The 23,420-nt window shown below is 66.0% G+C and carries 21 protein-coding genes; 5 read left to right on the forward strand and 16 right to left on the reverse strand.

Going from position 1 to position 23,420, the window contains the following annotated elements:
- Positions 1-134 precede the first annotated feature (134 nt).
- The 4 genes from OM977_RS08590 to OM977_RS08605 form a co-directional block, all read right to left on the reverse strand.
- A complete protein-coding gene (locus OM977_RS08590; RefSeq protein ID WP_264357063.1) occupies positions 135-794 on the reverse strand; it encodes a GntR family transcriptional regulator in 660 nt (219 codons plus the stop codon).
- Positions 795-912: 118 nt separating this feature from the next.
- The gene (locus tag OM977_RS08595) at positions 913-1,905 is read right to left on the reverse strand and encodes a transketolase family protein (RefSeq protein WP_264357064.1); all 993 of its coding nucleotides are present in this window, start codon (positions 1,903-1,905) and stop codon (positions 913-915) included.
- The gene (locus tag OM977_RS08600) at positions 1,902-2,783 is read right to left on the reverse strand and encodes a transketolase (protein ID WP_264357065.1); all 882 of its coding nucleotides are present in this window, start codon (positions 2,781-2,783) and stop codon (positions 1,902-1,904) included. Before OM977_RS08600 ends, OM977_RS08595 begins: the two co-directional genes overlap by 4 nt.
- A 23-nt stretch (positions 2,784-2,806) precedes the next feature.
- On the reverse strand, positions 2,807-4,144 hold the full coding sequence (locus OM977_RS08605) for an MFS transporter (RefSeq protein ID WP_264357066.1): 1,338 nt from the start codon (positions 4,142-4,144) through the stop codon (positions 2,807-2,809).
- 193 nt (positions 4,145-4,337) lie between these two features.
- Here OM977_RS08605 and OM977_RS08610 point away from each other — a divergent pair, with 193 nt between their 5' ends.
- Both OM977_RS08610 and OM977_RS08615 read left to right on the forward strand, forming a co-directional pair.
- Positions 4,338-5,162 carry a sugar phosphate isomerase/epimerase family protein gene (locus OM977_RS08610; RefSeq protein ID WP_264357357.1) on the forward strand — a complete coding sequence of 275 codons (825 nt, stop codon included), beginning with the start codon at positions 4,338-4,340 and terminating at the stop codon, positions 5,160-5,162.
- Between the two features lie 96 nt (positions 5,163-5,258).
- On the forward strand, positions 5,259-6,035 hold the full coding sequence (locus OM977_RS08615; RefSeq protein ID WP_264357067.1) for an SDR family NAD(P)-dependent oxidoreductase: 777 nt from the start codon (positions 5,259-5,261) through the stop codon (positions 6,033-6,035).
- 97 nt (positions 6,036-6,132) lie between these two features.
- On the opposite strand, the gene OM977_RS08620 is transcribed toward OM977_RS08615, so the two are convergent.
- From OM977_RS08620 to OM977_RS08635, 4 genes are all read right to left on the reverse strand, one after another.
- Positions 6,133-7,293, reverse strand: a complete 1,161-nt coding sequence (locus tag OM977_RS08620) for a glycerate kinase (RefSeq protein WP_264357068.1) — start codon at positions 7,291-7,293, stop codon at positions 6,133-6,135.
- Between the two features lies 1 nt (position 7,294).
- Entirely contained in the window at positions 7,295-8,761 is a 1,467-nt protein-coding gene (gene dctA / locus OM977_RS08625; protein WP_264357069.1) for a C4-dicarboxylate transporter DctA, read from the reverse strand.
- A 146-nt stretch (positions 8,762-8,907) separates the two neighbouring features.
- Positions 8,908-10,005 carry a tartrate dehydrogenase gene (locus tag OM977_RS08630; protein WP_264357070.1) on the reverse strand — a complete coding sequence of 366 codons (1,098 nt, stop codon included), beginning with the start codon at positions 10,003-10,005 and terminating at the stop codon, positions 8,908-8,910.
- A 174-nt stretch (positions 10,006-10,179) separates the two neighbouring features.
- Positions 10,180-11,088 (reverse strand): LysR family transcriptional regulator, encoded by a 909-nt coding sequence (locus tag OM977_RS08635; protein WP_264357071.1) that lies wholly within the window; start codon positions 11,086-11,088, stop codon positions 10,180-10,182.
- A gap of 222 nt (positions 11,089-11,310) precedes the next feature.
- On the opposite strand from OM977_RS08635, the gene OM977_RS08640 reads away from it, so the two are divergent.
- A complete protein-coding gene (locus OM977_RS08640; protein ID WP_264357072.1) occupies positions 11,311-13,287 on the forward strand; it encodes an APC family permease in 1,977 nt (658 codons plus the stop codon).
- Here OM977_RS08640 and OM977_RS08645 read toward each other — a convergent pair.
- Positions 13,256-14,170 (reverse strand): RNA polymerase sigma-70 factor, encoded by a 915-nt coding sequence (locus OM977_RS08645; protein ID WP_264357073.1) that lies wholly within the window; start codon positions 14,168-14,170, stop codon positions 13,256-13,258. The genes OM977_RS08640 and OM977_RS08645 overlap by 32 nt on opposite strands.
- A gap of 4 nt (positions 14,171-14,174) precedes the next feature.
- Positions 14,175-15,347 carry an NAD(P)/FAD-dependent oxidoreductase gene (locus OM977_RS08650; RefSeq protein ID WP_264357074.1) on the reverse strand — a complete coding sequence of 391 codons (1,173 nt, stop codon included), beginning with the start codon at positions 15,345-15,347 and terminating at the stop codon, positions 14,175-14,177.
- A 217-nt stretch (positions 15,348-15,564) separates the two neighbouring features.
- Here OM977_RS08650 and OM977_RS08655 point away from each other — a divergent pair, with 217 nt between their 5' ends.
- Positions 15,565-16,032 (forward strand): universal stress protein, encoded by a 468-nt coding sequence (locus OM977_RS08655; protein ID WP_264357075.1) that lies wholly within the window; start codon positions 15,565-15,567, stop codon positions 16,030-16,032.
- A gap of 128 nt (positions 16,033-16,160) precedes the next feature.
- A complete protein-coding gene (locus OM977_RS08660) occupies positions 16,161-16,442 on the forward strand; it encodes a hypothetical protein (protein ID WP_264357076.1) in 282 nt (93 codons plus the stop codon).
- Between the two features lie 31 nt (positions 16,443-16,473).
- Here OM977_RS08660 and OM977_RS08665 read toward each other — a convergent pair whose 3' ends face one another.
- The 6 genes from OM977_RS08665 to aceB form a co-directional block, all read right to left on the reverse strand.
- Positions 16,474-17,097 carry an AAA family ATPase gene (locus tag OM977_RS08665; protein WP_264357077.1) on the reverse strand — a complete coding sequence of 208 codons (624 nt, stop codon included), beginning with the start codon at positions 17,095-17,097 and terminating at the stop codon, positions 16,474-16,476.
- A 156-nt stretch (positions 17,098-17,253) separates the two neighbouring features.
- Entirely contained in the window at positions 17,254-18,597 is a 1,344-nt protein-coding gene (gene allB / locus OM977_RS08670) for an allantoinase AllB (protein WP_264357078.1), read from the reverse strand.
- Positions 18,598-18,637: 40 nt separating this feature from the next.
- Positions 18,638-19,438, reverse strand: a complete 801-nt coding sequence (locus OM977_RS08675) for a hydroxypyruvate isomerase family protein (RefSeq protein WP_264357079.1) — start codon at positions 19,436-19,438, stop codon at positions 18,638-18,640.
- A 10-nt stretch (positions 19,439-19,448) separates the two neighbouring features.
- Entirely contained in the window at positions 19,449-20,306 is an 858-nt protein-coding gene (locus tag OM977_RS08680) for a bifunctional allantoicase/(S)-ureidoglycine aminohydrolase (RefSeq protein ID WP_264357080.1), read from the reverse strand.
- 31 nt (positions 20,307-20,337) lie between these two features.
- Positions 20,338-21,621: a DUF6986 family protein gene (locus OM977_RS08685; RefSeq protein WP_264357081.1), complete on the reverse strand. Its 1,284-nt coding sequence runs from the start codon at positions 21,619-21,621 to the stop codon at positions 20,338-20,340.
- Between the two features lie 3 nt (positions 21,622-21,624).
- Positions 21,625-23,223 carry a malate synthase A gene (gene aceB, locus OM977_RS08690; RefSeq protein ID WP_264357082.1) on the reverse strand — a complete coding sequence of 533 codons (1,599 nt, stop codon included), beginning with the start codon at positions 23,221-23,223 and terminating at the stop codon, positions 21,625-21,627.
- Positions 23,224-23,420 lie beyond the last annotated feature (197 nt).

The following is a 23,420-nucleotide window of genomic DNA, read 5'->3' on the forward strand; positions in this document are numbered from 1 at the left end:
CGAATAGACCTACTCCGCGCCGTCCCGTTGGGCGCCTGGCAAATCCGCGCATCTTGCTCATCTCCCGCTCTGGGGTGTGAAGCAGATTATAGTAGCGCCGAAGCCGTTTGGGGAGGCCTAAGTCTCAGCCGGCGTCAGGCCACCAGATTGTCGGCGGCCTGGTCCATGTGGTCGCGTATGGTGTTGCGGGCCAAGGTAGCATCACCCGTTTCGATGGCGGCCACAATCTCGTGGTGCCTGTCCACGCTCATGTTTTTGACGCCCTTGTCCAGGCCAGCGAACATGATGGACATCCGGATGGAGCCCTCCAGCGATTCCCAGGAGTGCAGCAGCGTCTCGTTTCCCGTGAGGAGGCACATGGTCCGATGGAAGTCCATGTCGGTTTCGATGCGCTCCTCGAGGGTGCCGTGGGTGGCCGCCTCCATCGCGCCGATGGCGGTGCGGAGCGAACGGATGACGTAGTCCCGGTCCGGAAGCTCGCACAGCGTCCGGGCAGCCAACGATTCCAGAGCCGCGCGCACGGAGAAAATGTCCCGGATTTCCTTGGCGTCGAGGTGGCGCACGGAGAGGCGACCGCGGGGTCCGGCAGAGAGCAGGCCTTCCTGCTCGAGTTGCCGCAGCGCCTCACGGAGGGTTCCCCGGCTGATCTGGAGCATCTCCGACAATTCGGTTTCGACCAAATGCCGCCCCGGCGCCAGCTCTCCGCTCGTGATGGCGGTGCGCAGGGCAGCCAACGCCTGCTCGCGGAGGCTCTTCTTTTCCAGTCCCAGCAGGGGTGCTGTTGCTCCGGCCATGGTGTGTGTCCTCAATGTAAGGCGTTAACTGTTTACAATTGCCGTGTTAACCGTGATCATACGCCAAACGCGCGCGACCGGAGGTTGCCCGGCCGCGCGCGGCGGTGGTGCGGAGCCGTCAGCCGAGTTCCGCCAGAACCCTCGCGACGATCCGTTGCACGGAGAGTCCATACCTCTCGTGCAGGGTGGGCAGGGCGCCGGCGTCGAGGAACGCGTCCGGGAGTGCCACCGGCACGACCCGTTTGCCCAGGCCTGCCGTCACGACGGCGGAGGCGACGGTTTCGAACAAGCCTCCGACGATGCTGTGGTTCTCGAGCGTGACCGCCAGCCGGTCGGTGTTCAGCTCCGCTAAAACAGTGGCGGTATCGAACGGCTTGACGGTGGGGGCGTGGACGACGGCGACGTCGACGTTGTGGGCGGCCAGGGCCTTGGCGGCCTGGAGCGCCCGCATGGTCATCAGCCCACTGGAGATAAAGACGACGTCGTTGCCTCCGCGCAGTACTTTGGCCTTGCCCAGTTCGAAGGTGTAGTCGTATTCGTCGAGGACGGTGGGCACGTTGCCGCGCAGCAGGCGCAGGTAGGTGGGCCCGTCGCTGGCCGCGAGCTGGGGGACCGCCTGCTCGATGTCCACTGAGTCACAGGGGTCCACGATCGTCAGGTTCGGCATGCCACGGAAGATCGCCATGTCCTCCGTGGCCTGGTGGCTGGGCCCGTAACCGGTGGTCAGGCCGGGCAGGCCGCCGACGATGTTGACGTTGAGATTGGGTTCGGCGCTGTCCAGGCAAAGGAAGTCGTAAGCCCGGCGGGCCGCGAACACCGAATACGTGGAGGCGAACGGCACGAGCCCGGTTTCCGCCATCCCTGCCGCGGCCCCGAAGAGCAGCTGCTCTGCCATGCCCATTTGGAAGAACCGTTCCGGGTAGGCCTGGGCGAAGACGTGCATGTCCGTGTACTTGCCCAGGTCCGCGGTCAGGCCGACGATTTTGTCGTTCTCCTGCGCGGCCTTTACCAGGGCGTGCCCGAACGGGGCGGACACGGTTTTCTGGCCGGGATCAGCGAAGGAAGCGATCATGGCCGAGGTCTTCAGCTTGGGTGCGGTGGTGGTGCTCATCGGCTTGCCTTATCTTCGTATCCGGCGGTCAGTTGCTCGCGGCAGAGCTGCCATTCGTGTTCCTCGATGCGCATGAAGTGCGCTTTTTCGCGGTCCTCCAGCAGCGGTACGCCGCGGCCCACCTTGGTGTCGCACAGGATGACGGACGGACGTCCGACGGCGGCAGCCTGGGCGGCTGCGTTGTCGAAGGCTTCCAGCAGCGCGCCGACGTCGTTGCCGTCCACCCGCTGGGTGTACCAGCCGAAGGCTTCCCACTTTTCAGTGACGGGTTCGGTGCGGAGCACCGTGTCGGTCTTGCCGTCGGCCTGCAGGGCGTTGATGTCCACCATGGCGGTCAGGTTGCCCAGCTGGTGGTGGTGCCCGCCCATGGCGGCCTCCCAGGTGGAGCCCTCGTCCAGCTCGCCGTCGGAGAGGAAGTTGTAGATTCTCGCGGCGGAGCCCTGGTGCCTCAGGCCGAGGGCCATGCCGACGGCGATGGAGAGCCCGTGGCCCAGGGACCCGCCGGAGATCTCCATGCCGGGGGTGTAGGTGGACATCCCGGACATCGGCAACCGGGAATCATCCGAGCCGTAAGTGTCCAGCTCGTCGACCGGGATGACCCCTGCCTCGGCCAGTGCCGCGTAGTGCCCGATGGCGTAGTGGCCGGTGGAGAGCAGGAACCGGTCCCGCTCTTCCCATTCGGGGTCGGCGGCCCGGAACCGGAGCTGGTCGGCGTACACCGTGGCCAGCATGTCCGCCGCACCCAGTGCCTGGCCAACATAGCCCTGGCCCTGGACCTCGCCCATGGTCAGGGCGTGGTGCCGTATCCGGTAGGCCGCGGCTGAGACATCGGCAACGCGTTCTGTGGTGCTGGTCATGGATTCCTGTGTGGCGGTCATTTGCGCTTCCTTTGTGGCGGCCATTAGACGGTCACCGTCTGGGGGGTGCTGTTGGTGGTTTCTTCGGCGAGCTGGCGTTCGCGCTTGCCCCACGTTTCGCGGGTCGAGACGGCAGACAGGAGGCCGATGGCGGCGTAGAGGCCGAAGAGCAGTGCCGGGCCCATCCAGCCGAAGCTGACGAACAGCAGGGTGGTGATGAAGGGCGTGAAGCCGGAGACCATGGCCGAAATCTGGTAGGCAAGCGAGGCCCCCGACGCGCGGGTCTTGGCCTGGAACAACTCCGGGAACCAGGCGCCTTGGGCGCCGGCCAGGGAGTTCTGGCAAACGGCGTAGGAGATCACCAGGGTGGCGATGACCAAAACGAACAGGCCCGTGTTGACCATCAGGAACATGGGGATGGCGAACAGCAGGGCGAACGCGCAGGACCAGATGTAGAGCGGGCGCCGGCCGATCCTGTCCGTCAGGCGTGCCCAGGCCATCGTGGCGAAGATGCCGATGGCGGAGGCGATGCAGAGCGCCATCAGGGTCTGGGTCTTGTCCGCCAGCTGCTGCGTGTGGAGGTAGGAAATCATGTAGGTGATGGACACGGCGTAGCCTGCAGTCTCGGCGATGCGGAGGCCGATTCCCTTGACGATGCTGCGCCAATCGGTCTTGATGACCTCGATGATCGGGGACTTGACGATGGTGCCGCTGTCCTTGACTTCCTCGAAAACGGGGGATTCCGGGACTTTGGAGCGGATGATCAGTCCGACTGCGACGAGCACGATGCTCGCGAGGAAGGGAACGCGCCAGGCGAGTTCGCCGCCCAGGTTCACGCTGACCAGGAATACAAGGTTGGCCAGCAGCAGGCCCACCGGGAAGCCGGCCTGAACAATCCCGGTGTACCTGCCCTTGGATTTCCACGGGGCGTGCTCGTAGCTCATCAGGATGGCGCCGCCCCATTCCGCACCGAAGGCGAGGCCCTGGACAATGCGGACAAAGACCAACAGCGCCGGCGCCAGCAAACCGACCTGGCTGTACGTGGGGAGCAGGCCGATAAGGAAGGTTGCAACGCCCATCAGGATCAGGGAGGCGACGAGGACCGGTTTGCGGCCGAGCTTGTCGCCGAGGTGGCCGCCGATGATGCCGCCGATGGGACGGGCCGCGAAGCCGACGCCCAGGGTTGCAAAGGCGGCGAGGGTTCCGGTCACCGGATCGCCCGTGGGGAAGAAGGCCGTGCCGAAGTACAAGGCCGCCGCTGTGCCGAAACCGATAAAGTCGTAGGTCTCGATCACCGCGCCGACGCCGGAGCCGATGGCGACCCGCTTTGCATCCTTGGTGCCGTGGACCGGGCCCCGCATGGTGAGAGCTTCTTTGCTCATTAGAAATCCCTTTCGAGGAGTGGCTGGCGCCAGGACGCCGCCACTGTCGACTGTTAACAAGTGATACCCCAGTGTGACCCGCGCCATAGAACAATGTCAACAGTCAACTTATAGGGTTGACTGTTGACAGTTGACGTCCGTAATGTGGTCCCTATCACCACCGCTCCCGGGCATGACCAGAGGATCAATGACGATGTTCAACTCCCGACTCGGCTGTTCATCCATCAGCTTCCGCCACCAGGATCTGCCGACAGCTCTCCGGACGATGACGGAACAGGGGTTCGAGGAGATCGACCTCGGCGCTCTCCCCGGCGTCTGCGATCACGTGCCCTATGACCTGAGTCCGGAGGCCGTCGCCTCCGTCGCGGCCGACGTCGCAGCTTCGGGGCTTCGCGTCCGTTCGGTCAACGGGGACGTTGGAAACCTCAACACCGTGCTCGACGCCGGCGGGGAGGCGGCCCGACGACGGCACCTCGAAGCGCTCCTTACCCTCACGGCCAACACGGGTGCCCGGGCGCTGGTTCTTCCCTGCGGGGCCCTGGGCCACGAACCCGTCCGCAGCCTCGAGGAGGACCTGGACACAATCGCGGCCGAGCTGATCCGCGCGGGGGAGCGCGCAGCGGAGTTCGGCGTCGAACTCTGGACCGAGTCCCTGCACTTTCTTCGATTCTGCTGGAACCTCGAACGCGCCGAACTGCTGGCCCAACGTGTGGCGGGAACCGGCGTCGGCATTGTGATGGACTTCAGCCACATCGTCGCCGCCGGCGAGGACCCACTCGAGTACCTCCGTCGCCACGAGGGCCGGATCTCCCACGTGCACCTGCGCGACGCCGTGCCCGGGAACATCAACCTCAGCATCGGCAACGGCCAGGCGGACTTTGCCGCAGGCCTCCGGGCTCTCGCCGCGCAGGGCTACACCGGACATTTCTCACTCGAGCTCGAAACCAGGGACCTCGAGCACGAGGAACGGCCTGCCGCGGCCGCCAAAGCGGCTAGCTTTATCACCGACCTCATCTAACCGTCGATTGCTCCGTAACTGCCGTTATGAGCCCTCAAAACGGCAGTTGCGGAGCAATCGATCCACTTCACGACACCAAAAAACCCAAGGAGCATCATGAGCACCACCATCCAGCGCACAGCCGTCCTGACCGGAGCCACCTCGGACCGGGGAATCGGCATAACCACCGCACGCCGCTATGCCAGCCAGGGCTGGGCCGTCGTCATCCTTGACCTCGACGGCGAGAAGTCAGCCAAGGTCGCCGCGGAGATCGGCAACGACTTCAATGTGCCCGCGTTCGGCCACGAGGTCGACGTCGCCAGCGAGGAATCCGTCAACGCCGCCTACCGCGCCGTGGCGGCGGAAGTCCGCTCCGGCAACCTGCCCCCGGTCGGAGCGCTGGCCAACATCGCCGGTATCACCTCTCCGGTGCCGTTCCTGGAAACCACCCTCGATCTGTGGAACAAGGTCATGGCGGTCAACTCCACCGGTACGTACCTCGTAACGAAGGCCTTCCTGCCGGACATGATCGCCAGCGGCTGGGGCCGTATCGTGAATATGTCTTCGGTTTCCGCCCAGCGCGGCGGCGGCGTCTTCGGCAAGGTCCCGTACTCCGCTGCCAAGGCGGCCATCCTCGGCTTCACCAAGGCCCTGGCCCGGGAGGTCGGCAGCACGGGAGTCACCGTTAACGCCATCACGCCCGGCGCGGTGGATACCAACATCCGGGTCGGCAGCACGGAGGAGCAGGAAGCGGCCATCAACGCCGGCATCCCCGTGGGCCGCAACGCCAGCACCGAGGAAATCGCGGCCGTCATCACGTTCCTGTCCTCCGAGGAATCCGCCTACCTCACCGGAACCACCATCGACATCAACGGCGGCAGCCACATCCACTAGCGGACGCCACAGAGCCCCGGAACCAGGCTTCCGCCTGACTCCGGGGCCTTTGGCGTCCCTGTCTTCGGGGCCGCGGCGCGTCCTGCCGAGGACCGGCTTACAGCAGGCTTGCGCCGATGTCCTGGCCGATTCTGCGGAGCAGCCGGGCCGAGAGCTCCGGATCCTTCGACGAGTCCTCGTCCGTATACTCAGCCAGGGTGTACACCCGGATCAGCGGCATTTCGGACCACCGTTCCCTCGGGAGCAGCGAGCGGCCGGCCACCGCGATGATGGGGCGTTGTCCTGACCTGCGTGCAACGGCCGCGGGCAGTTTTCCGGCGAGGGTTTGTTCGTCGATGCTGCCCTCTCCGGTGATGATGACGTCGCAGCTGTCCTTGCGGGCGTTGAAGTCCAGGAGGTCCAGGAAGTAGTCGGCCCCGGAGACCTGTTTCGCCCCGAGGAGAAGGCAGGCGAAGCCGATCCCTCCGGCGCTGCCGGCGCCGCGCTGCCCGGCCAGCGACGCGGCGTCGGCGAACCCGGCCTCCGTCATTGTGGTCACGAGATGCTTCAGGCCGTCGTCCAGGGCGGCGATGTCCTCCGCTGAGGCACCCTTCTGGGGTCCGAAGACCGCGGCGGCTCCCTGGCTGCCAAGCAGCGGGGTGTGGACGTCGCTGGCGACGATCAGCTCGGTGCCGGCCAGTCCACTGAGCGGGGAGCGGTCAATGGCGTGGATCCGGGCCAGGGCCCGGCCGCTGCCGGAAAGCGGGCGGCCGGCGGCGTCCCGGAACGTATAGCCCAGCGCCGTGAGCATTCCCATGCCGCCGTCGGTGCTGGCGCTTCCACCCAGGGCCAGGACGATCCGTGCCGGCTTCAGGCTGAGGGCGAACAGGACGGCTTCACCAAAGCCGCGGCTGCAGGCGTCCAGCGGCTCCAGCTTTCCGTCCGGCAGGAGTCCGAGGCCGCAGCTGTTGGCTACCTCGACGACGGCGGTGACGCCGTCGAAGGCGATGCTGGCTGGGACGGGCTGGCCGGTGGGGCCGGCTACTGTGCAGCTGCGCCGGCTGAAACCGGAGGCGACGGCGGCATCGACGCTGCCGTCACCCCCGTCCGCGAGGGGGAGCAGTTCGCAGTGGACCGCTCCGGCCCTGCCGGTGGAACCAACTGCCGACCGGAGCCCTGCTGCCAGGGCTTCCGCGACCTCGCTAGCGGTGAGGCTGCCCTTGAACTTATCCGGGGCGATCAGGGTGCGCACGGACTTCGGCGCCGACAGGTTCTGCATGTCAGACGGTCTCCGAGTAGGCGGGGCGGCGGCTGGAGGGGGCATGATCGGCGGGATCCCGGTGCGCGGCACCGGTTGTCTTGGGGGCGTGGTGGCCGTAGCCGGCCAGGTCGTCGTCGATGTCGGTGACGTCCTCGAGGTGGATCGGGTCCTCGCTGGGCATGGGCTCGACGGTTTCGCCGTTGAAGACGCGGCGGGCGCGGTCCGAGTCGAGGGTGCGGTCCCACCAGGCGATGAACAGGGTGGCAACGGCGTTGCCGGTGAAGTTCACCAGGGCCCGGCACTCCGACATGAACTTGTCGATGCCGAAGATGAGCATGATGCCGGCAGCTGGGATGGTTCCGATGGTTGTCAGGGTGGCGGTCAGGGCGATGAAGCCGCCGCCGGCGACGCCCGCGGCGCCCTTGGAAGTTAGCAGCATGACCGCGAGCAGGCCCAGCTGCTGGCCAATGGTCAGGTCGGTGTTGGTGGCCTGGGCGATGTAGAGGGCGGCCAGGGAGAGGTAGATTGCTGCGCCGTCGAGGTTGAAGCTGTAACCGGTGGGGACGACGAGGCCGACGGTTTCCTTCTTCACGCCGGCGTGCTCAAGCTTGCGCATCAGGCCCGGCAGGGCCGGCTCGGCCGTGGAGGTGCCCAGGATGATCATGTATTCCTCTTTGAGGTGGCGGATCATCTTGAAGATGTTCAGCTTCAGGAAGGCCATGACGGATCCGAGGACCACGACGACGAAGAGGATGGAGGTGATGTAGAAGAGGGCGATCAGTCCGCCCATGCTGGTGAGGGAGGAGACGCCGTATTTACCGACGGCGAATGCCATCGCGCCGAAGGCGCCGATCGGGGCGGCCTTCATGATGAAGCTGAGGATCTTGAACATCACGCCGGTCAGGCGCTGCACGCCGTCAAGGACGGGCGCCCCGACCTTGCCCATGGCGTTCAGGGCGATGCCGAAAACCACGGCGATGAAGATGATCTGGAGGATGTCGCCTTCAACGAAGGGCCCGACGATGCTGTTGGGGATGATGTGGGTGAGGAACTGCCACCATTCCTGGTGGGCGCCGGCGTCGATGAGCTTGGCCGCTGATTCGGAGGTCTTGATGGAGCCGGCGTCAGCGTTGACGCCGTCGCCGAGGCGGAAGATGTTGATGGCGACCAGGCCGAAGATCATGGCGAAAATGGTGCCGACCTGAAAGTACGTCAGGGCCTTGAGGCCGGTCATGCCGACCTTTTTGAGGTCGGCGACGCTGGCAATGCCGCCGACGATGGTCAGGAACACGATCGGTCCGATGAGCATCTTCATCGAGTTGACGAAGGTGGTGCCGATGGGTTCCATGGCGATGCCCACGGTCGGTGCGAGCCAGCCGACCAGGATTCCTATCAGAATGGCGGTCAGTACCCAGAAGTACAGCTGCTTGTACCAACGTGTCTTGGGGGCCGGTGTAGCCGGGCCCGCGGTGGTGATGTGTTCCATGATTCCTACCTCGTTGTGGAATGACGCTGGAGGGGTGCTTTGATGATGGTTCGTGGCGGGGTGGACGGCGGAGGCGTGCTGCGACGCCGCCCACCCCGGGCTTCGAGCTGACCGCCGGGCGTGCCCGGACGGTCGATCGGTTCTGGCTAGACGGCTGCCAGGGTGTGGGTCAGCGCCTTGATGATGGCCTCGGTGACGTCCTCGGTGCTGGCTTCTCCCCCGACGTCGCGGGTCAGGTACCCGGCTCCGGTGGTCTGCTCGATGGCGGCTTCGACCCGGCGGGCTTCCTCATGCAGGCCGAAGTGGTCCAGCATCAGGGCGGCGCTTGCGATGGCGCCGATCGGGTTGCTGATGCCCTTACCTGCGATGTCCGGGGCCGAGCCGTGGACCGGTTCGAACATTGAAGGGAAGCGGCGCTCCGGGTTCAGGTTTGCACTGGCCGCCAGGCCCAGGCTCCCGGCCAGGGCCGAGCCGAGGTCCGAGAGGATGTCGGCGTTGAGGTTTGAGGCCACGACGACGGAGAGGTCCTCCGGCTTGAGGATGAACTTGGCGCTCATCGCGTCCACGAGGACGCTTTCGGTCTGGACGTCCGGGTAGTCCAGGGCCACGCGCTGGAAGGTTTCGTCCCAGAGGACCATGCCGTACTGCTGGGCGTTGGACTTGGTGACCGAGGAGACCTTTTTCACCGTGCGGGTCCGGGCCAGGTCGAAGGCGAAGCGCATGATGCGCTCGCAGCCCTTCTCGGTGAACAGTGCGGTCTGCAGGGCCACTTCGTTGCCAGGGCCGCGGCCGCTCAGGTTGCGGCCGCCGAGGCCGGCGTATTCGCCTTCGCTGTTTTCGCGGACGACGACCCAGTCGAGTTCGGTGTGATCGGCCTTCCGCAGCGGGGACTGGATGCCGGGGAGGAACTTCACCGGGCGGATGTTCGCCCACTGGTCGAAGTTCTGCGTGATGTTCAGGCGCAGTCCCCAGAGGCTGATGTGGTCTGGAACGTTTTCCCAGCCCACGGCACCGAAGTAAATGGCGTCGAAGTCCTTCAGCGTTTCCAGCCCCTTGGGGTCCATCATCTGGCCGGTCTTTTCGAAGTAGCCGCAGCCCCACGGGAACTCGGTCCAGTCAAAGGCAAACTTCCCGGCGGAGTTCTCCGCCAGGGCGTCCAGGACGCGGCGGCCGGCCGAGACGACTTCCTTGCCGACGCCGTCGGCGGGGATTGATGCGATGGTGAATTTCTGGGTGGCGCTCATGTGCCTACCTCCTCGTTGAGTGTGTTAGCAGCGTCACACTGCTTGTCCTCTTCAAGTAGACGGCCCGGCACCAGCTGCCGTCCAAGACCAAGATTCGATACGGCAGATAGGTTCAGCCTATGGGTAATCCCACCGACTGCTCCGTCGTGGCCCTTTTGAGCGTCCAAAAGGGCCTTATTGGAGCAATGGATGAGGCTGGCCCGGGGTGTGCTGCTCCGCCACCTGCAGGAACGCGGTGGCGGCCGGAGTCAGGCCGTCCTTCCGGCTCAGGATCGCAACGTTCAGATGCGACACGGGTTCGATCAGGAGCGTTCGTAGCCCGGCCTTGTGCGCCGTCGGCGCCCAGGAGGAGGGCATCACCGCGTGGCCTACCCCGGCCAGAACCAGCGGCAGGATGGAGGTCCGGTGCGCGACTTCCACCACGATTTCGGTATTGACGCCGCGTGCCAGCGCGTCGTCGACCAGCCAGCGCATCAGGGATCCGCGCTGGCTGGCGATCAGCCGGTGCCCGCCCAGGTCCTCCCGCTGAATGGCCGCTCCGGGACTGAACGTGTCTGCCTGCGGATTGACGATGAGGATCAGCGGCTGGCGCTCCAGGTCGAGAACGTGGACCCCCGGCACGCGGATGGGAGTGGAGGATCCGGCCAAGCCGATCTCGGAGCTGCCGGTGCGCACGGATTCGATGACTTCCTCCGGGGTGAACGCCGCCCCAACGTTGAGCCGTACGGAGGGGTGCAGTTCGGTGAAGGCCGCGATCATGGATGTCAGCGGTTCGATCCCGGGGGAGGGCATGGTGATGATGTCCAGCCGGCCACTGCGGACACCCCGAAGTGCCTGAACTGCCGACTGGGCAGCATCGAGGTCCCGCATCACCAAGCGTGCCGGCCCGACCAGTTCCTTGCCGGCTTCGCTGAGAACTGCCCGGCGGCCGATGCGGTGGAAGAGCGGCACGCCGAGGTCCTTCTCCAGGCCGGCGATGGTCTGGGAGAGGGAGGGTTGGGCGATGAGCAGGTGTTCTGCCGCGCGGTTGAAGCCGTCATGGTCGACGACGGCGAGAAAATACTTCAGCTTCCGCGTGTCCACGCCAGCTCCTTCACCGGTGGTTCGTAAGGCTTCCGCGCGTTCAGGTCCGGATCTGAAGGACCGGTAGCGGTGCGCGGGAGCCTATATAGCGTACGCCTATCAGCCGTGATGAAGTCGGCGTTAAGAATCTGTCAGGATCTGGCCAGCACCGGGAGCACCTCGCCCCGCCGCTGTTATCGTCGGCGGTGAGGGCGAGGTTTAGGCCCGCATGGAGAGGCACACATGACCACACTGAGCAGGCCTCCGTTCGATCCCGCAGCGCCCGGACCGACGCGCAGTGAGCGATTCAGACGCTGGCTTTTATTCGGCCTGCAGGACGCTCGGGGGTCCCATCAGGGCCCCGGCGCTGTCGGGGATCCCAACTTGAAGAAGCATTCGTGGTGGCAGGTAATGTGCCTGACGGGTGTCGACTATTTCTCCACCCTGGGATACCAACCAGCTATCGCGGCCCTGGCCGCGGGGGTGATCTCGCCGCTCGCCACCCTTGTCCTCGTGGCCGTCACACTCTTCGGCGCCCTGCCGGTGTACCGGCGCGTGGCGGCGGAGAGCCCTCGCGGTGAGGGATCAATCGCAATGCTCGAGCGCCTGCTGCCGCGCTGGGGCGGCAAAATGCTGGTCCTGGTTCTGCTGGGGTTTGCCGCGACAGACTTCATGATCACGATGACCCTGTCAGCCGCTGACGCCTCGGCCCATGCCATCCACAACCCGTTTGCCCCCGGCTGGCTACAGGGACAAAATGTGCTGGTGACGCTGCTCCTCCTGGCACTGCTGGCCGCGGTGTTCCTCCGTGGGTTCAAGGAAGCGATCCGTGTGGGAGTGGTCCTGGTCGCCATCTACTTGGGCCTAAATGTGGTCGTGGTGGCCACAACAGTCTTCGAAGCCTTCGCCCATCCGGTGGCCGTCGGGGACTGGTGGCAGGCCCTGACCACCTCGCACGGAAACCCGTTCATGGTGGTCGGCATCGCACTGTTGGTCTTCCCCAAACTAGCCCTTGGCCTCTCCGGCTTCGAAACCGGCGTCGCGGTCATGCCGCAGGTCCAGGGCCGGCCCGGTGACACCGAAGAGGATCCCGCCGGCCGGATCCAGGGAGCCCGGAGGATGCTGACCGCCGCCGCCGTCATCATGAGCTCATTCCTGGTCACCACCAGCTTCACCACGGTGGTCCTGATCCCGGCGCAGGAATTCGAGTCCGGCGGCCGGGCGAACGGCCGCGCCCTGGCATTCCTGGCCCATGAATACCTTGGGGACAGTTTCGGCACCGTCTACGACGTCAGCACCATCGCCATCCTCTGGTTTGCCGGAGCGTCCGCGATGGCGGGCCTGCTGAACCTGGTGCCCCGGTACCTGCCCCGCTACGGCATGGCTCCCGCGTGGGCCCGGGCCGTGCGGCCGCTGGTGCTCGTGTTCACCGCGATCGGATTCCTCGTCACGTTCCTGTTCGAGGCCGACGTCGACGCCCAGGGCGGTGCGTACGCCACCGGCGTCCTCGTCCTGATGACCTCCGCGGCCGTGGCGGTGACGCTCTCGGCCCGCCGCCGGCATCGGCGCTGGGGAACCATCGGGTTCGGGGTCATCGCGATGGTGTTCATCTACACCACGGTTGCCAACATCTTCGAACGGCCCGAAGGCATCCGCATCGCCTCCTTCTTCATCCTCGGCATCATCGTGATCTCACTGCTGTCCCGGATCCGTCGCTCCTTTGAACTCCATGCGACGCACGTGCACTTGGACCGCCAGTCCCTGGAATTCATGTCGTCCAGCCTGGAGGGACCCATCGCCATCATCGCCCACGAACCGTTGCGCCTGAGTGCCGAGGCCTACGCGAGCAAGCTCACCTCCGCCATCGAAGTCAGCCACCTGCCTGTCGACTACCAGGCGCTGTTCCTTGAAGTGATTGTGGATGATTCCTCTGACTTCGAGACCGACCTCGAAGTCCGGGGCGTCCTGCGCCACGGCTACCGGGTGCTTGAGGTGCACGGCCCCACGGTCCCGAACACCATTGCCTCGGTCCTGTTGCACATCCGCGACGTAACCGGGCTGATGCCGCACATCTACTTCCGGTGGACCGAGGGAAACCCCGTGGTAAACCTGATGCGTTTCCTGTTCCTGGGTGAAGGCGAGATTGCTCCGGTCACCCGGGAAGTACTGCGTGAAGCCGAGCCGGACGTCACCAGTCGCCCGTGGGTTCACGTAGGCTGACCGCCGGCCTCTCACCAGCCTTGCGGGGTCCGGTGGCCGCCGCGAGTTTGTCCGGATTTCGAACCAGGTACACTCCCGTAACGTGGTCGTCGTTCGCTTCGATGAGGGCAACAAGGTCTACCCTGCCTCCGCTGAAGACCACGAGGGCCGGCATGCCGTTAAGGACGGACGGTTCCACCCGCATGTCGGGGACGGGGGTCTTGGCGATGCCGGCGAGGAACCGCGCGATGTTGTCCGCGCCGAGGACCGGCCTGCGGGCTGCAGTAACCTTCCCCCCACCATCGGAGAGGAGAACGGCGCCGGGAGCCAGAACATCCATGAGTTCCTGCATGTTGCCGCCCAGGAGGGCCGTGAGGAACCGTTCGGCGACAGCTCTTTGCCTTCGTGCGTCCACCGCAAAGCGCGGTTGCCGGGCGCGCACGTGTGCCTTTGCCCGGCTTGCTATCTGTCGGACGGCGGCCAGTGATTTGTCGGTGGCATCGGCGATTTCCGCGTAGGGAAAATCAAAGACTTCGCGGAGGACGAACACGGCCCGCTCATCAGGGGACAGGGTTTCCAGCACCACGAGCATCGCAAAGGACAGAGATTCGCTCAATACTGCATTTTCGGCGACATCCGGGGCCGTGACGACCGGCTCCGGGAGCCACGGGCCAACGTAATCCTCACGCCGGCGTTGGGCTGCGCGGAGCGAGTTGAGCGCTTGGCGGGTCACGGTCTTGGCGAGGTAGGCTCGCGGATTCTGGACGGCTTCTGCATCAACGGCGGACCATCTGAGAAAGCTGTCCTGTACAACGTCCTCGGCGTCGGTCGCCGTTCCGGTGATTTCGTAGGCGATGGTGAAAAGCAGGGAACGGTGTTCCTCGAAAACGCCTGCGGTTCCCACGGCCTTACCTGGCTTCTGCGGGCCGGGGGCCGGTGGGCCAGTTGTACGAACCGTTCCTCCGGAGTTCGCCCCTGATCCAGGAAAGGGTCATTCGGCACATCTGGGCCTTGGCCATGCCTGCGAGGCGACCCCGAAGGACGAGGCTTCGGGGACGGTCGTCGGCATGCACGGCCTGGATTAGCCCCGACTTGCGTCCCAGGCTGATGCACCGGAGCATGTATCCCGCCGAAAGCGGGGCCGGTGCCCGCTTTTCGAGCCGGGCGATGATGTTGTCCGCGGCGTGCGCCCCCAGGGGCAGGGCGGTTGCGCAGCTCATTCGCAGGTGTCCCGCGACCGAGGGAGGAGCTTGTATGGCGTCGCCCGCCCCGAAGATGTTGGGGTACTGCGGGCACGAGAGGGACTCGCCGACGATGAGTCGACCGAGGCCATCCGTGACCAGTCCGCTCTCCCGTGCCAGGTCCGGTGCGCTGAATCCTGCAGTCCAGATAGTGCAGTCGGATGGCGAGGCCTCACCACCCGCAGTCTGAATTGACGAATCATCGCACCGTTTCACGTCGGTATTCTCTACCATTTCGACGCCGAGCGCTGAAAGTCGCTTAGTGACCGCATGCCGTCCGGGTCCGGAGAGGCTCTCCGCGATGGCGCCGCGGGAAATGAGACGAACCTGCAGGTGCGGATACTGTTCCGCGATTTCGGCAGCAACCTCGATCCCGGTCAGGCCAGCTCCGATGACGCTAACTGTTGCTGCCGGATCCAGCTGGATGAGCCGGTCCCGTAAGCGGCGCGCGTCTTCGGAATCCTTGAGCCCGTACGCGCCGGCCGGAATCTTGCTGGATGCCTGCGTGCTGCCCACGGCATACAGCAAAATATCGTAATCGAGCGTGGCGCGGGTCCCGGCCAGGTGTACTTTGCGGTGCTCGGGATCGATACGCGAAGCAGTGCCTTCGACCATGGCCGCGCGCTGATGCAGAAGCGTGCGCATGAGTACCGACGCTGATTCCCGGGTTCCGGCCGCCACCTCGTGGAGTCGGATCCGTTCCACGAAATCGGCAGCCGGGTTGAGGACGGTAACGCTTATGGAGTCGGACAATCGCTGGTTTCCGGCAAGCCTGTTCGCGGCCATGACACCCGCGTAGCCGGCGCCGACGATCACCACCCGGCAACGTTTTGACACCATAGCTCCCATCGCTGATTTGAACTTTACAAACATAGGACACCGCGGAGGCGCGGAATGTGACACCGCGCGGCATGTGACACCGGAAGGAAAGTGGATACGTCGTTGCCATCGGGAGAAGGCGGGCTGGTCCGAAGTGACCCTCCGGCGGCTATCCTGACGACTATGGACAGCGTTGCGGCCGCGCCGATGGATATACGCTCCGGAACGGCATGACGCTGTGTCCGTTGATGAGTGGCCGGCCGGACCGGTCGTGCTGGGCGTCGGGTGGGACTTTTCGGACCACGCCGTGCGGATGGCCGCCAGCCTCGCTGCCGGACTGGACCTGCACCTCGTGTGTGCGTTCGTTGACCCCGCCAGCTACCTGACGGAGTGGGCGCCCGTCGGCGCCCAGCCCGCCGTTTCCCTGGACCCGGTGGCCGACGAGGAGGCTGCGTACCCGGCCGCGCAGCTTCTCCAACGACTCCAAGCGGTCCTCGGAGCACCAGGGGCGGAATGGTCGTTTCGGGTGCTGAACGGGGATGTTGCCGTGTCGCTCGCCGGGAGTGTCGGGGCGTCCGTGGTGGTCGTCGGGGGCCAGCGGCCGGGAGTTCGGGCCTGGTTGGACCGGCATCTCGAAGGGTCCGTGTCTGCCCAGCTGACCCGGGACCCACAGCGGCCGGTTCTCGTCATTCCGTCCTTACCCTGACCGGGGGCCGGACAATCCTGGCGCGCCCCGACCCATCCTCCGGCATTCCTGCTTCGAACTGCTTCTGCACCAGGCAGGAAAAGTCTGGAGGCGGTCAGTTGAGGCCACGTCAGCAAAGGATCAGAGACATGACAACTACGGACTACGCCCGGTTCCTCACGGCCTGCGTCTGCGCCGACCCGGATCTCGAGGAGGGGCTCGCCGACGACGAGCTGTACGGGGTATACATCAGCTGGTGCATTCTGGAGTGCGAGCGGCCCGAACCTTCGAAGGCATTCTGGACGGCCATGCGGGATTTCGGTATCCGCGATCACCGGCGTGCCTCGCGCGGTTTCGTCCGGCCGGGGCTTCGGATGACCGGACCCGCAGCGGTGGACTACATCCTGGCGCGGCGACCGGTTCTCGTCTGAGCTAAGCCTCGGCGCACAAGGGCTCGGAAGGCTAACCCGGGACGGCAACCTTGCAGCCAGCGTCCCGGACGGTGGCGTCCCGGACTCCGGCGGCGTCGGCGATGGCAAGCGTCAGCTTGGCGAGCACCTCGTCCGGTGTTCCGTCGGCTGCCAGTTCCGTGAACTGGGCGTACTCGGGAATCGCCCGGTAGGCGGCCCGGAAAGAGTCGAGCTCCTCAAGGGTTTCCGCGTCCGTGCCGCGTGCCAGCACTCGCTGGTGCGCTTGTTCCGGGGTGATGACGAGGTGGACCACCAGGTCAGGTTCGGGGAGCTTCTCGAGGATGAACGGCAGGACTCGGCCGCGGGGGAGTTGCCGCGCATGACGTAGCGCGAGCTGGCAGTAGAGGTGGCGGTCCATGATGACCAGTCCCGGATGCCGGTGAGCCCGGGCATGGGACATCAGCACATTCGCGGAGCGGACCACTGTCTCCACGGCATCAGCCAGCCGTGGCGGGAGGTGAACCCCGAATCTGGCGCCCAGCAGCGACATCCTGCGCCGGCCGGCGTAGTTGCTGAGGAGAAGCGCGTCCTCGCCGGCGCTGCGGGCAGCCGCCACCACGGAACGGGCGGCCGTGGTTTTTCCTGAGCCGTCAATTCCGGTCAAGACAATCAGCAAGCGTGCTCCTTCTGGAGGATGGGGCGTTGGGCCCGGGCCGGGCGCCCGCCGGGCGTCTCGGCGGAGATGCGGCGCTGATGAGCGTCCGCCTACTGGTCCAACGGCGGGTCCTGCGGAATCGTGCCTGCCGGGACAACCATAGCAATCCTGCCGGCGTCAGATGCCGCCTCGGCGAAGGAGTTTGCCGCCTGGTGTCCGTCCGTCCACCTCGCGTCCGCGCAGGAACGTCCGCCGGACCACGCCCACAAGAGTCCGGCCGTCGTACGGGGTGATCGGATTCTTGTGCTTGAGTTTGGCTGCATCGACCACAAAGGCCTCCTCCGGGGCGAAGACGGAAAAGTCGGCGTCGTAGCCCAGGGCAAGCTGCCCCTTGTTGGTCAGCCGGGCGAGTCCGGCCGGCCTCGCGGCCATCCACTCCACAACCCGTTCCAGTGGAATGCCGCGCTGCCGTGCCTCCGTCCACATCAGCGGAAGCCCCAGCTGAAGCGAGGACACCCCGCCCCAGGCCACGGCAAAGTCGCCGTGTTCTAGGTCCTTCAGGTCCAGGGTGCTGGGGGAGTGGTCCGACACGACGCAATCGATGGTGCCGTCCTGCAAACCCTTCCAGAGCAGCTCGCGGTTGGCGGCCTCCCGGATCGGAGGGCAGCATTTGTAGGCCGTGGCGCCGTTCGGGATCTCCTCGGCCGTGAGGGTGAGGTAATGCGGACAGGTCTCGACCGTGAGGCGCACGCCGTCGCGCTTGGCACTGGCGATCATCGGCAGCGCGTCCGACGACGAAAGGTGCACGATGTGCGCGCGGGCACCGGTCCGGCGGGCGCGCGCGATCACCTCGGCGATGGCCCTATTTTCGGCGCCTCGGGGGCGGGAGGCCAGAAACTTCGCGTATTCGCCGCCCCGGGCGTGGGGTGCCTCGTCTATCGCGTGCGAATCCTCGGCGTGGACGATCATCAGCCCGTCGAAGGACTGCAGCTCGGCCAGGTCCTCTTCGAGTTCGTCAGCGTTCAGGCCGGGAAACTCGTCCACCCCGGAGTGCAGCAAAAAGGATTTGAAGCCGAAAACACCCTCGTCGTGGAGCGGCCGGAGATCCTGTTTGTTCCCCGGAATGGCGCCGCCCCAGAACCCGACGTCCACAAAGGCCTGGTCCGCTGCGACCTCGCGCTTGAGTTTGAGTCCTTCCACCGTGGTGGTGGGAGGGATGCTGTTGAGGGGCATGTCGATGATGGTTGTGACGCCACCGGCGGCCGCTGCCCGGGTGGCGGAGGCGAAGCCCTCCCACTCCGTGCGGCCGGGCTCGTTGACGTGGACGTGCGTGTCCACGAGGCCCGGGAGCAGGGTCTCGTCGTCGGCGAGTTCGATGACTTCGGCACCGGACAGGCCGTGGCCGAGGGGCTCGACGGCGACGATTACGCCCGCTCGCGCGCCCACTTCACACGCGGTTAACCCGGCCGCCGTCAGGACATGCTGGCCGCGGATGACGAGGTCGTAGGCTTCTTCGGACATCGAGGGTCTCCTTGTTTGCGGGCCGGTCGGAATCGGGTGGCTAGCCGCCCGCGCGCTTCCGGGTGACCCAGGTGAAGGCACTGTCCGCCGGTTCCCTGTATTCGAGGCCGATGTAGCCGTCATAGCCGAGTTGGCGGCTGCGGGCGATCCAGGTATCGAGGGGGAGCCCGCCGGTTTCAGGGGCCCCGCGGCCGGGGTCGTCGGCGATCTGGATGTGGCCGAAATCTTGGGCGTGATTTTCGATGACGACGGCGACGTCCTCGCCGTTGACCGCCAGATGGTAGAAGTCGGCCAGGAATTTGATGTTGTCCGCGCCAGTTTCCTGCCGTACGCGGGAGATGGCCCGGAGGGCGTCTTCAGCCGTCCGCAGCGGGTAGCGGGGAGCGCCGCTGACCGATTCGAGCAGGACCGTGCCCCCGATGCGCGCGACTCCCGCGGCCGCGGCCGCGAGATTTTCGACTGCCAGTTCGTCTTGGGCCTCAGGTGTTTGATCACCCTGACGGTTGCCGTAGAGGGCGTTGAAGGCCTTGCAGCCGAGCCGACCGCCGATGCCGGCTACGACGTCGATGTTGTCCCTGAACTCGGAGCAGCGGCCTTTCCAGGACACCAGGCCGCGGTCGCCGGCGGGCATGTCGCCGGCGTCGAAGTTGAGGCCCGTCAACTGAACCCCCGCGTCGGTGATGGTCCGCTCGAAGCTGGTGACGGCGGCGTCCCCGGGGACGGAAGTTTCGAACGGCCACCAAAATTCGACGGCGTCGAAGCCGGCAGCCTTGGCCGCGGCGGGCCGTTCGAGGAGGGGCAGCTCCGTCAGCAGGATGGAGCAATTCACGGAGTACGTCATGTGGGTTCCTTCAGTGGGTAAGACGGATCTGCCGGTTCACATCCTTGTAGAGAAGGTAGCGGAAATTGCCCGGGCCCCCGGCGTAGCACGCCTGCGGGCAGAAGGCGCGCAGCCACATGAAGTCGCCGGCCTCAACCTCCACCCAGTCGTCATTGAGGCGGTAGACGGCCTTGCCCTCGAGGACGAAGAGGCCGTGTTCCATCACATGCGTTTCCGCGAACGGGATGGAGGCGCCGGGCTGGAATGTCACGATATTGACGTGCATGTCATGCGCCAGGTCGTCGGGGTCCACGAAACGGGTGGTCGCCCAGGCGCCGTTGGTGCCCGGCATGGGCCGCGGCTCGACGTCCTGGTCACGGGTGACGAAGGACTTCGCCGTGTAACCATCCAGCGGCTCGTAGGCCTTGCGGATCCATTGGAAGCTGGCGGCCTCCCCGGCGCTGTCACCGTCACCGTCGCCGCCGCCGCCGCCCCGGGCGGAGTCGTTGGACACCTTCCAGTTTGAGCCCGCTGCGAGATAGGCGTAGCCGCCGGCCGCGAGGTGGTGGATCTCGCCGTCCAAGGTCAAGGTAAGCGTGCCCTTGGTCAGAAAAAGAACGCCCTCGACGCCGGCCTCGGCCTCGGGCTTCTCGCTGCCACCGCCCGGCGCCACCTCCACGATCAGCTGCGAAAAAGTCGTGGCGAAGCCGGCGATGGGGCGGGCGATGATCCAGGCGCGGGTGTTCGTCCAGCCGGGGAGGTTGCTGGTGACGATGTCCCGCAGCACGCCCTTGGGGATTACTGTGTAGGCCTCTTTGACCACCGCGCGGTCGGTGAGGAGTTGGGTCTGCGGCGGCAGGCCGCCTTCGGGAGAGAAGTAGTTGCTCATCAATGGTCTCCTGTGGGAACCGGGAAGTGGGTCAGTGGTTGGGTGGGGTGGCGGGCCGCGCCAGCCGCGGATGGGCAAGTGCCGTCAGTTGCGCGATTCCGACGCCGGCGAGCGCCTGGACGTCTTCGGCGTCCACGGCGCCGCACTGGACGCCGCGGAGAATGAACGCCGCGAGTGCCCTGGCTGTGGCGGGCTCGTCCAGGACGCCGCCCTCGGTGCGCAGCACGTAGTGGCGCAGCCTCGCCGCCGCAGCCGGGAGTCCTTCCCGGTAGAAGGCATAGGTGGCCGCAAACCTGCTCGGCAGCTGGGCCGGGTGCAGGTCCCACCCCTGGTAGTAGCCGCGTTCCAGGGAACGCCGCACCAGCCGGCCATGCAGGCGCCACGCGCTTTCCACGTTGTCGCCCACCGGGATGATGTTCGTGGAACCGTCCGAAAGCCTGATGCCGGTCCCGGCCACAGCAAGCTGCATCACTTCCTTCGCGAAGTCGGCCACGGGGTGTTCCATGGACTGGTATTCCGCGGAGATCTGCAGCGAAGCGGAGTAGTCATACGTGCCGTAGTGCAGCCCGCTGATGCGCCCCGGGACGGCATGGGCCAGTTGCGCCACCGGCAACGTGCCCTCAGGACCCAGGATGAGCTGCGGAGTTTCCACCTGCACCTCAAACCTCAGGCGGCCGGCGGGCAGCGAATGGACTTCCTCAAGCCGGGACACGGCAAAGTCCATCGCCTGGACCTGCGCCACCGTGGTGACCTTCGGCAAGGTGAGGACCAGGCCCTGGGGCAGTTCACCGGCCGCGGTAAGACCGGAGACAAACAGGTCCAGCGTCCGCAGGCCTCGGGCCCGGGTGGGGGCTTCGAAGCACTTGAAGCGGATGCCGATGAACGGGGGAGCGCTGCCGGCAGCCACCGCGGCGGCCACAGCGGCAGCCGCGGCGACAGCAGCGGCGTCCTCGGCGTCGTCGCCCCTGTCCCCGTACCCGTCCTCGAAATCGAGGCGGAGGTCCTCGATGGGTTCGGTTTCCAGTTTTACCTGTACCCGTGAGGCCAGTGACTCAGCGAGCCCGGCGTCCTGGCCCAGCAGGCTGCCCAGGCGGGCCAGGCCGCCGTGGGCGTCGGCCGACGCGAGCGCCTCGGCGCCCCAGTCAGCGCAGAAAGACGGGGTGAAGCGGTCTCCGGGCACGTAGACGGTATGCACCGGCTGGCGCGAGCCGTCGTCTCCCGGATAATTTTGCGCCAGCATGCGGTCGGTTGCGGCGAGCTGGGCATCTATCTGCGCCAGATCGGCGGCGTTGAAGGAACCGGCGGGCGCTGCCATGGTTCAGCCCACCAGTTCGTACGCCGGCGTGGTGAGGAAGTCCGTGTAGTCCTCGGAGAGGCAGATGTCACCTATCAGCCTGCTGGCCGGCTGGTAGTGCTTTACGAAGGCATCCTCGCCCACCTCGCCACGGAGCCTCTCCGTTTCCTCGGCCAGAATCCCGGCAACCAGTTCACGGGTGACGGTGTTGCCGGTGTCGGCGAGGACCACCTGGTTGCGGATCTGCTGCCACACCTGGGACCGCGAAATTTCCGCCGTGGCGGCGTCCTCCATCAGGTTGTGGATGGCGACCGCGCCGTTGCCGGAGATCCACACGGCGGTGTAGGCGACGGCCACGTAGAGGTTCAGGCGCAGACCGGCTTCGGTGACCGTGCCGTGGGCGGATTCGATATCCAGCAACTGCTCTGCGCTCACGGAGACCTCCGGGCGCTGCCTGTCCAGCTGGTTGGGCCGATCGCCGAGGACCGCGTCGAAGACGTCCCGGCAGACTGGAACCAGGTCCGGGTGGGCCACCCAGGAACCGTCGAAGCCGTCGTTTGCCTCGCGGGTCTTGTCCGCGCGCACCTTCTCGAACGCCTGGGCCGTCACGTCGGGTTCGCGCCGGTTGGGGATCACGGCGGCCATCCCGCCCATGGCGAACGCGCCGCGCCGGTGGCAGGTCTTGACGAGGAGCTCGGTGTAGGCGCGCATGAACGGTGCCGTCATGGCCACCGTGGCGCGGTCCGGCAGGACGAACCGCGGTCCGGCGTCGCGGAAATACTTGATGATGCTGAACAGGTAGTCCCAGCGTCCGGCGTTCAGGCCGGCGGCGTGGTCCCGGAGTTCGTAAAGGATTTCGTCCATTTCGAAGGCTGCGGGGATGGTCTCGATCAGAACGGTGGCACGGATGCTGCCCTGCGGGATGCCGAGGTAGTCCTGGGCGAAGACGAAGATGTCGTTCCAGAGGCGCGCCTCGAGATGGCTTTCCATCTTGGGCAGGTAGTAGTAGGGGCCGTGGCCGTTCGCCAGCAGCGCTTTGGCCGTGTGGAAGAAGTGCAGGCCGAAGTCCACCAACGCGCCAACAGTGTGTTCCCCGCCGATCAGCAGATGGCGCTCGCTCATGTGCCAGCCTCGCGGACGTGCCACGACGACGGCGAGCGGGGCGTCCGTCCGGAGAACGTATTCCTTGCCCTCCGGGGAGGTGTAGGCGAGGGTTCCCCCCGCCGCATCCCGGAGGTTGCGGATCGATTCGACCACGTTGGACCAGGTGGGGGTGCTGGCGTCCTCCAGGTCCGCGAGCCATACTTTCGCACCGGAATTCAGGGCGTTGATGGCCATCTTGGCGGGTGCGGCCGGGCCGGTCATTTCCACGCGGCGGTCCTGCAGGGCTGCGGGAGCGGGGGCCACGGTCCAGTCACCTTCGCGGACCTCCCGGGTTTCCGGGAGGAAATCGAGCCGACCGGTCCGGGCCACATCCTCCCGCTTGGCGGCCCTGGCCTTGAGCAGCTCGGAGCGCGTGCCGGCGAACCGCTGGTGGAGTTCCTCCACGAAGACGAGCGCCTCAGGGGTCAGGATCTCCTCCGCGCGGTCGATCGGGCTGGGGGCTGAAACTGTGAGAGCCATTATGGTCCTTATCCTAGGCAGTCATAAGTCGTGGGCCGAAGCGATGTACTCGGCGGCCACGTCTGGATTTGCCCGAGAATTTCCTCCTGGCGGGGCCCGAGCAGGCGCCCTACGGCAACCTATTTCGTATGATGGATATTATTATTTACGCTATGGAAATTACAAGGCTTCCGTCAGCCGTCGACGCCGACGAGCGG

The sequence above is a fragment of the Pseudarthrobacter sp. MM222 genome (assembly GCF_947090775.1).
Classification (GTDB): domain Bacteria; phylum Actinomycetota; class Actinomycetes; order Actinomycetales; family Micrococcaceae; genus Arthrobacter.

Coding starts and splice junctions, on each gene's coding strand:
- OM977_RS08590 (WP_264357063.1), bottom strand. CDS start 794: ATGGCCGGAGCAACAGCACCCCTGCTGGGACTGGAAAAGAAGAGCCTC.
- OM977_RS08595 (WP_264357064.1), bottom strand. CDS start 1,905: ATGAGCACCACCACCGCACCCAAGCTGAAGACCTCGGCCATGATCGCT.
- OM977_RS08600 (WP_264357065.1), bottom strand. CDS start 2,783: ATGACCGCCACACAGGAATCCATGACCAGCACCACAGAACGCGTTGCC.
- OM977_RS08605 (WP_264357066.1), bottom strand. CDS start 4,144: ATGAGCAAAGAAGCTCTCACCATGCGGGGCCCGGTCCACGGCACCAAG.
- OM977_RS08610 (WP_264357357.1), top strand. CDS start 4,338: ATGTTCAACTCCCGACTCGGCTGTTCATCCATCAGCTTCCGCCACCAG.
- OM977_RS08615 (WP_264357067.1), top strand. CDS start 5,259: ATGAGCACCACCATCCAGCGCACAGCCGTCCTGACCGGAGCCACCTCG.
- OM977_RS08620 (WP_264357068.1), bottom strand. CDS start 7,293: ATGCAGAACCTGTCGGCGCCGAAGTCCGTGCGCACCCTGATCGCCCCG.
- dctA (WP_264357069.1), bottom strand. CDS start 8,761: ATGGAACACATCACCACCGCGGGCCCGGCTACACCGGCCCCCAAGACA.
- OM977_RS08630 (WP_264357070.1), bottom strand. CDS start 10,005: ATGAGCGCCACCCAGAAATTCACCATCGCATCAATCCCCGCCGACGGC.
- OM977_RS08640 (WP_264357072.1), top strand. CDS start 11,311: ATGACCACACTGAGCAGGCCTCCGTTCGATCCCGCAGCGCCCGGACCG.
- OM977_RS08650 (WP_264357074.1), bottom strand. CDS start 15,347: ATGGTGTCAAAACGTTGCCGGGTGGTGATCGTCGGCGCCGGCTACGCG.
- OM977_RS08660 (WP_264357076.1), top strand. CDS start 16,161: ATGACAACTACGGACTACGCCCGGTTCCTCACGGCCTGCGTCTGCGCC.
- allB (WP_264357078.1), bottom strand. CDS start 18,597: ATGTCCGAAGAAGCCTACGACCTCGTCATCCGCGGCCAGCATGTCCTG.
- OM977_RS08675 (WP_264357079.1), bottom strand. CDS start 19,438: ATGACGTACTCCGTGAATTGCTCCATCCTGCTGACGGAGCTGCCCCTC.
- OM977_RS08680 (WP_264357080.1), bottom strand. CDS start 20,306: ATGAGCAACTACTTCTCTCCCGAAGGCGGCCTGCCGCCGCAGACCCAA.
- OM977_RS08685 (WP_264357081.1), bottom strand. CDS start 21,621: ATGGCAGCGCCCGCCGGTTCCTTCAACGCCGCCGATCTGGCGCAGATA.
- aceB (WP_264357082.1), bottom strand. CDS start 23,223: ATGGCTCTCACAGTTTCAGCCCCCAGCCCGATCGACCGCGCGGAGGAG.